Source organism: Bacillus sanguinis (assembly GCF_018332475.1).
Lineage (GTDB): Bacteria > Bacillota > Bacilli > Bacillales > Bacillaceae_G > Bacillus_A > Bacillus_A sanguinis.
In genome coordinates this window covers 21,315-28,891 of record NZ_BOQB01000004.1, presented here as the reverse complement: position 1 = coordinate 28,891, position 7,577 = coordinate 21,315, and the positions used below count along the sequence as shown (strand labels likewise).

The window sequence follows — 7,577 nt, the reverse complement described above, 5'->3', positions numbered from 1 at the left end:
CACCGCCAACAGGTGAAGGAAATAATGGAGGAAATCCAACGACACCGCCAACAGATGAAGGTAATAATACAGGATCTGGACAAACTACAACGGATAATCAAAACTCAAAAGAAACAACAACTGTAAGTGAAAAGAAAGAAGAACGTGATTTACCGAAAACAGGTACAAGTGTTGTTTCTACAATTGGGGCAGGTTTGGCCTTTGTTGGAGCGGGATTACTTCTGTTATTTAGAAGAAAGAAAGCAAATAGATAATCGAGAAATATAAAAAGGATTACCGGTTAAGGTAATCCTTTTTATTATATTATGAAATTGTTACTGCTTTTTCTTTCTTCCATGAAAGGCCAAATCCAGTGAAACCAACAATAATTGTTACGACTGGACAAGCTAAGCAGAAGATTGCGAATGGAACGTAATCAAATGTCGGAACGCCGAGGACGTTCGACAAGAATACCCCACTTACTCCCCATGGTACGAGCGGGTTAATAACTGTACCTGCATCTTCTAATACACGTGATAAATTACGACGTTCTAAACCAACTTCATCGTATTTATTAGCAAATGCTTGTCCTGTTAATACGATGGATAAGTACTGCTCACCAAGTAAGAAGTTTACACCAATTGCAGTTGAAGCAGTAGAAATAATTAAGCGAGTACTATTTTTTACGAAGCTAGAGATGATATTCATTAGCTGCGTGATAATACCCATTCCTTGTAATAATCCTCCCATACAAAGAGCTAGGAAAATAAGAGCGATTGACATCATCATACTTTGCAGGCCACCGCGGGATAATAAGCTATCAATATCTTTTATACCTGTTTTAGAAACGTAACCATCTTGCATAATTTTCATTAAATCAGTTAAAGAAGTGCTAGGTTTAAATATAAAGAGGATAATGATCCCTACTACAATTCCAGCAAGTAATGTTGGAACTGCGGGTATCTTTTTAAATGCGAATAGGAACAGTAATAAAATTGGAATCAGTGTAAAGATAGAAATCGTTGCATTTTTTTCTAGTGTATTAATAAATGCTGAGAAATCAACGTTTCCACTAGATCCGCTACCTAAAATGAAAAATGCGATAAAAGCAATAATGAAGGCAGGAACTGTTGTCCAAAGCATGTTACGAATATGCTCAAATAAATCTACACCCGTTACAGCAGGAGCTAAGTTTGTTGTATCAGATAAAGGAGACATTTTATCTCCAAAGAATGCACCAGAAATAATTGCACCAGCAATTAGAGCCGGATCGTATCCGAGAGCACTACCCATACCCATAAAGGCAAGTCCTACAGTTGCGGCAGTTGTAAAGGCACTACCGATACTCGTTCCAACAATTGCACAAACAACAAAAACAGTCGGAACGAAAATCTTTGGAGATACAAGCTGGAAGCCGTATACCATTAAAGTTGGAATTGTTCCAGCAGCGATCCAAACACTAATTAATACGCCTACAAGTAAGAAAATAAAAATAGATGGAATACCAGCTGAAATACTACTGATCATCCCTTTTTCCATAGTAGACCAAGAGATTTTTTTCAGAAATCCAAATGCTAATAAAAGAACGATACCAAATAAAATTGGGATGTGTGGTGAAACTTCTAATTGAATAACACTAAAGCCAATACAGAAAAAGATAAATAATGTTAAAAGAACAGATTCAATTTTTGAAACCATTGTTTTCCCCTCCTAAGTAATCTAAAATAGCTCTTTTTTATATAAAATTCGCCAATATTGTTTATTTCCTTCTTAAATTTAGAATTTTGTGACAAATTACCGGTAATTGTTGATCCTTCAATATGATACGGAAATGATTGGATAAAAAAACGTCCCTGCATATAATTATGCAGGGACGAAGAAATCGCGGTACCACCCTAGCTTGTGAAATGAATGTATCACAAAATAAAGGGTCGTATGATATGCGCTAATAAAATAAAAACGCCCCTGCAATATATGCAGGGACGAAAAATTCGCGGTACCACCCTAAATTGTGAAACAGTTTCGTTTCACCACTCTTTAGATATAACGGTCTATAACCGTCTTTCACTACTCCTTACGTTTCGCAAAAGAAGCTCCAGGGGGTAATTCATAATTCGCTCTGTACTGGTTCGCACCGACCACCAGCTCTCTGAAATCAGAAATCGAAATACTACTAAATCCTATCAATGCCGATTCATATGATGTTAGTTAAATTTTTATCATATATTCATCATACATGTCAATAAAAATGTGTAATATTTTTTTAGGGAAATAAAGGAGATAGGTTTTAACACTAAAAAATGTGCGTTATAATGAATTTGAAAGGGGAGGAAAGAGTGAAGAAAAAAATAATTCTTTTTACCACCTTACTAGTCATTGGCGGAAGTGCTGGAATTTACACGGCTTTTGCAGCTGAATCAGAGCAGGCGAAGCAAAAGCAAATGCAGCAGTCAGAAGTGAAGAAAGCGAAAGAAACGGAAGAGAAGAAGTCGATGGAAAAAGCAGCTACGAAACTAGGGGTTTCTACGGATGGAAAAACAAAAGAAGAAATTACGAAAGAAGTAAATAAGGCTAGATTTGAGCAGCGTCATGATTTATTAATTGAGCATGCTAAGCAACTTGGAATTGATACAGAAGGAAAAAAAGATGAAGAGATTATTTTAGAAATTGGAAAGATACAACATGGAAAGTAGAACAACTTATCGTATGATAAGTTGTTCTTTTTTAAGAACTACTTGATTTAAAAATAATTGACAGTCATTTAGATTTAATGTTAACTGTATTTATAAACTAGTTAACATTAGGGGTGACAATTGTGACTTTTAGTAAGAGTACGACTGACAAACCATCTTATACATATGAAGAGTTATCGGAGAAAAACAAAGCCTATGTATGGCACCCATTTACACAAATGAAGGATTATGTAGAAGAAGATCCTGTCATTATTGAACGTGGAGAGGGAAGAAAGCTATACGATGTAAATGGAAATGAATATTGGGACGGTGTTTCGTCTATTTGGTTAAATGTTCATGGGCATCAAGTACCGGAACTAGATGAGGCAATTCGTGAACAATTAAATAAAATCGCCCATTCTACTATGCTAGGACTTGCTAACGTTCCCTCTATTTTATTAGCAGAAAAAATAATTGAAGTTGTACCAGAAGGTTTGAAGAAAGTATTTTATTCAGACTCTGGTTCTAGCGCTGTTGAAATTGCAATTAAGATGGCTTTTCAATATTGGCAGCATAAAGGAAAACCGAAGAAACAAAGATTTGTTACATTAAAAGAAGCGTATCATGGTGATACAATTGGAGCTGTTTCAGTAGGAGCAATAGACTTGTTTCACCAAGTGTATAGTTCACTTTTATTTGAAGCAATTAAAATGCCTTATCCATATACATATCGTTCTCCTTATGGGAATGATAAGGAAGAAATTGTAAAGAATCATTTAGAAGAAATGGAAGAGTTGTTGAAAGACAAACATGAAGAAATTGCGGCGATTATTGTAGAACCTTTAATGCAAGGTGCTGGCGGTATGATTACAATGCCAAAAGGATACTTAAAAGGGCTACGTAATTTATGTACAAAATATAACGTTTTATTTATTACAGATGAGGTAGCAACTGGATTTGGGCGTACCGGGAAAATGTTTGCATGTGAACATGAAAATGTAACACCGGACATTTTAACAGCCGGAAAAGGTTTAACGGGCGGATATTTACCAGTTGCAATCACCGTAACGACAGATGAAATTTATAATGCCTTTTTAGGAGGCTATGAAGAACAAAAAACATTTTTCCACGGTCATAGTTATACAGGGAATCCGTTAGGGTGTGCGGTAGCAATTGCGAATCTAGAACTATATGAGAAAACAAATTTAATAGAAGAAGTGGCACGTAAAACAGAATATGTGGCGACGCAATTAGAAGAACTCTTTGCATATAAACATGTAGGGGATATTCGTCAGTGCGGGTTAATGGTTGGAATTGAACTTGTGAAGAATAAGGAAAAGAAAGAAGCGTTTGAATGGACAGAGAGAGTCGGTGTTCAAGTATGTAAACGCTCAAGAGAGCTAGGCATGATCTTGCGACCGCTCGGTAATACGATTGTATTTATGCCACCTCTTGCTTCTACAATTGATGAGATTGATGATATGTTACGTATTTTGTATAAAGCGATCTCGGATGTTACGGAGGGAGAATAATGAGCGGTTTTTTTATAACAGCAACAGATACTGAAGTGGGGAAAACTGTCGTTGCCGGTGCATTGGCAGGTGTATTTAGAGAATTGGGATATAACATCGGGGTATATAAACCGTTGCAAAGTGGACATGTTGCATCAAATCCAGAGGGAGATGCAGCAAGGTTAAAGGCATTATCAGGTGTACCGACAAAAGAAGATGAAATTTGCCCGTATTCTATTGAAGAGCCACTTGCTCCGAGACTTGCCATGAAAAAGGCTGGAAGGACAGTAACGTTAAAAGATATTATTCATCACTATAATGAACGATTGAAAGAGTTTAATAGTCTGCTTATAGAAGGGGCAGGTGGATTAGCTGTTCCGTATACAGAGGACGCTTTAGTAATTGATTTCGCAAAAGAATTACAGCTTCCTCTTATTGTAGTAGCACGTCCTACATTAGGAACAGTAAATCATACAGTTTTAACGATTGCTTATGCAAAGGCACATGGTTTAACGGTAGCAGGTGTCATTTTATCTGGCTGCAAAGAATGTGAAATAGAAAGAGTACAAGAAAATAAAGAAATGATTGAAGAGCTAAGTGGGGTACCGGTTTTAGGTTTATTACCATTCTTTGAAGGTGAGTTTACAAAAGAAGAAGTCTTGGAATCTGCTAAAGAATATATAATGATTTCAAAATTAGAGGAGTTCATCCGAAATGAATCAAACGTGGCGCACACATCTTCAATCTAAATTGCAACAATTAAACGAGCAAGGGCAGTATCGCAATTTATATGTAACAGAACAAGCAGAAGAGACATGGCTTATTCGAGATGAAAAAAGGATGCTAAATTTAGCTTCAAATAATTATTTAGGGTTAGCTGGAGATGAGAGGTTAAAAGAAGCTGCTATTGCATGCACAAGAAAATATGGAACTGGGGCGACAGCATCAAGGCTTGTTGTAGGAAATTATTCACTGTATGAAGAGGCTGAGAGAAGTATATGCGATTGGAAAGGCACTGAAAAAGCATTGGTTGTAAATAGTGGATATACCGCAAATGTTGGAGTGATTTCTTCATTAGCCAGTCGTCACGACATTGTGTTTAGTGACAAATTAAATCATGCGAGCATTGTTGATGGAATTATATTAAGCGGGGCAGAGCATAAAAGGTATCGACATAATGATTTAAATCATCTGGAGGCGTTGTTGAAAACAGCATCTCCTGAAAAGCGGAAATTAATCGTAACAGATACTGTTTTTAGTATGGATGGTGATACTGCGTATTTGAGGGAGTTAGTGCAGCTGAAAGAGAAATACGGGGCAATCATTATAGTTGATGAAGCACATGCGAGTGGAATATATGGAATTGGTGGAGCAGGATTATCTCATATAGAAAAAGATATTGCTCAAAACATTGATATACACATGGGGACGTTTAGCAAGGCTTTAGGGTGTTATGGTGCATATTTGACAGGCGATGCAATTTATATAGAGTATTTACAAAATATGATGAGAAGCTTTATTTTTACTACGGCATTACCGCCAGGAACATTAGGAGCGGTACGAAAAGCAATTGAAATTGTGAAAGAAGATAATGAAAGAAGAGAGAGACTTGTAGAGAATGGGGAATATTTCAGAGACCATTTACGAGAAGCTGGTTTTGATATTGGGAATAGCTCAACTCATATTGTACCGATTGTAGTCGGTTCAAATGAAACAGCTTTACGGTTTAGTAAAAGATTGCAAGAGGTAGGTATTGCAGCAATTGCAATTCGTCCACCAACGGTTCCAGTTCATAGTTCAAGGATCCGTTTTGCAGTTACGTCCCAACATACAATAGCTGATTTGAACTGGGCTATTCAGCATATTATACGCATTGGTAAAGAAGAGGGGTTTTTAGTATGAAAGAACTAAAGATTATTTTTATTCCTGGGTGGGGAATGGAAGAAGATGTTTGGACTTTAGTTCTGCCGTATTTTAAAGGGTATTCTGTTCAGTGTATCAATTGGCGTAATGTGAAAGAAAAAAGTGAATTCGCGGGGCGAATAATAGAGGTAGCAAAGGATGAAAATGTAATTTTAGTTGGTTGGTCACTAGGTGCATTAGCGGCAGTTCAAGCTCATAAAAAGGTTAAGGCAAAAGGTATCGTATTAATTGGTGGTACTGCCAAATTTACAAATACGAGCGACTATACGAGTGGATGGAATACTTTACATGTAGAACGGCTGAAAAAGAATTTGGCGAGAAAGAAAGAAGAAACGCTCAAGCGGTTTTATGAAAATATGTTTACGAAAAATGAGCTGAAAGAGAATAAAAGGTTTGAAGATATGATAAAACACTTTAAAGGTGATTCTATTCAGTCTTTACAATTAGGTTTAGATTATTTAATAGAAACAGATATGAGGGAAGAACTGAAAGAAATTAAAGTCCCTATACTACTTATTCATGGAGAGCAGGATGTAATATGCCCATTGTCTGCAGCGCGTAGTATGGCTGAGAATGAGACTGTCATGCTCAAGGTAGTAAATGAGGCTGGACACGCATTATGTGCAACGAATTTTGAAAATTGCGGAAATGAGATAATTCAATTTGTAGAGGGGATACGACATGATAAACAAAACGTTACTACAAAAACGGTTTAATGTGGCAGCTGTATCCTACGATCAATATGCAAATGTACAAAAAAAGATGGCACATTCATTACTTTCTACATTGAATCGGCGATATAGTGCAAACGCATCGATACGTATTTTAGAACTGGGATGCGGGACAGGATATGTTACAGAGCAATTATCAAATTTATTTCCAAAAGCACATATTACAGCTATTGATTTTGCTGAAAGTATGATTGCAGTTGCAAAAACTAGAAAAAATGTGAACAATGTAACATTTTACTGTGAGGATATCGAAAGATTACGACTAGAAAAAACGTATGATGTCATTATTTCAAATGCCACATTTCAATGGCTAAATGATTTAAAACAAGTGATAAGCAATTTATTTCATCATTTGTCTATAGATGGGATATTACTCTTTTCAACGTTTGGACAGGAAACATTTCAAGAATTGCATGCTTCGTTCCAGCGGGCGAAAGAAGAAAAAAATATACAAAATGAAACATCGATTGGGCAACGCTTTTATTCGAAAAATCAGTTGCGCCATATATGTGAAATAGAAACAGGGGATGTACATGTTTCTGAAACATGTTACATAGAAAGATTTACAGAAGTTAGGGAGTTTCTACATTCTATTCGAAAAGTAGGAGCAACCAATAGTAATGAAGAATCATATTGTCAAAGTCCCTCACTCCTTCGTGCGATGCTTCGCATATACGAAAGAGACTTCACGGAAAATGAAGGGATAATGGCGACGTATCACGCTTTATTTATGCATATAACAAAAGAGGGGAAGAGATGAA

At 36.4% G+C, this 7,577-nt stretch carries 8 protein-coding genes and 1 other annotated feature; of the genes, 7 read left to right on the top strand and 1 reads right to left on the bottom strand.

Translation table 11 applies throughout. The annotated features are described in order from the left end of the window. On the top strand, positions 1–254 hold a 254-nt coding region (locus tag KI369_RS00370), incomplete at its 5' end, for an LPXTG cell wall anchor domain-containing protein (RefSeq protein ID WP_212954709.1). Between the two features lie 49 nt (positions 255–303). On the opposite strand, the gene nhaC is transcribed toward KI369_RS00370, so the two are convergent. Further along, on the bottom strand, positions 304–1,677 hold the full coding sequence (nhaC, locus tag KI369_RS00365; RefSeq protein ID WP_212954708.1) for a Na+/H+ antiporter NhaC: 1,374 nt from the start codon (positions 1,675–1,677) through the stop codon (positions 304–306). Positions 1,678–1,954: 277 nt separating this feature from the next. Beyond that, positions 1,955–2,175 (bottom strand) — a binding site (T-box leader). Positions 2,176–2,315: 140 nt separating this feature from the next. Here nhaC and KI369_RS00360 point away from each other — a divergent pair. From KI369_RS00360 to bioC, 6 genes are all read left to right on the top strand, one after another. Then, complete coding sequence (locus KI369_RS00360; RefSeq protein WP_000726895.1) at positions 2,316–2,672, top strand: hypothetical protein; 357 nt, start codon at positions 2,316–2,318, stop codon at positions 2,670–2,672. Positions 2,673–2,794: 122 nt separating this feature from the next. Then, entirely contained in the window at positions 2,795–4,183 is a 1,389-nt protein-coding gene (gene bioA, locus KI369_RS00355; RefSeq protein WP_212954707.1) for an adenosylmethionine--8-amino-7-oxononanoate transaminase, read from the top strand. Next, positions 4,183–4,911 carry a dethiobiotin synthase gene (gene bioD, locus KI369_RS00350; RefSeq protein WP_212954706.1) on the top strand — a complete coding sequence of 243 codons (729 nt, stop codon included), beginning with the start codon at positions 4,183–4,185 and terminating at the stop codon, positions 4,909–4,911. The genes bioA and bioD overlap by 1 nt, the downstream gene beginning before the upstream one ends. Next, a complete protein-coding gene (gene bioF / locus KI369_RS00345) occupies positions 4,877–6,064 on the top strand; it encodes an 8-amino-7-oxononanoate synthase (RefSeq protein WP_212954705.1) in 1,188 nt (395 codons plus the stop codon). The genes bioD and bioF overlap by 35 nt, the downstream gene beginning before the upstream one ends. After that, on the top strand, positions 6,061–6,801 hold the full coding sequence (locus KI369_RS00340; RefSeq protein ID WP_212954704.1) for an alpha/beta fold hydrolase: 741 nt from the start codon (positions 6,061–6,063) through the stop codon (positions 6,799–6,801). The genes bioF and KI369_RS00340 overlap by 4 nt, the downstream gene beginning before the upstream one ends. Beyond that, positions 6,767–7,576: a malonyl-ACP O-methyltransferase BioC gene (gene bioC / locus KI369_RS00335; protein WP_212954703.1), complete on the top strand. Its 810-nt coding sequence runs from the start codon at positions 6,767–6,769 to the stop codon at positions 7,574–7,576. The genes KI369_RS00340 and bioC overlap by 35 nt, the downstream gene beginning before the upstream one ends. Position 7,577: the final 1 nt, after the last annotated feature.

Excerpts from the sequence above, each read along its gene's own strand:
- bioF (WP_212954705.1), top strand. The coding sequence starts at position 4,877 with ATGAATCAAACGTGGCGCACACATCTTCAATCTAAATTGCAACAATTA.
- bioC (WP_212954703.1), top strand. The coding sequence starts at position 6,767 with ATGATAAACAAAACGTTACTACAAAAACGGTTTAATGTGGCAGCTGTA.
- KI369_RS00340 (WP_212954704.1), top strand. The coding sequence starts at position 6,061 with ATGAAAGAACTAAAGATTATTTTTATTCCTGGGTGGGGAATGGAAGAA.
- nhaC (WP_212954708.1), bottom strand. The coding sequence starts at position 1,677 with ATGGTTTCAAAAATTGAATCTGTTCTTTTAACATTATTTATCTTTTTC.
- bioD (WP_212954706.1), top strand. The coding sequence starts at position 4,183 with ATGAGCGGTTTTTTTATAACAGCAACAGATACTGAAGTGGGGAAAACT.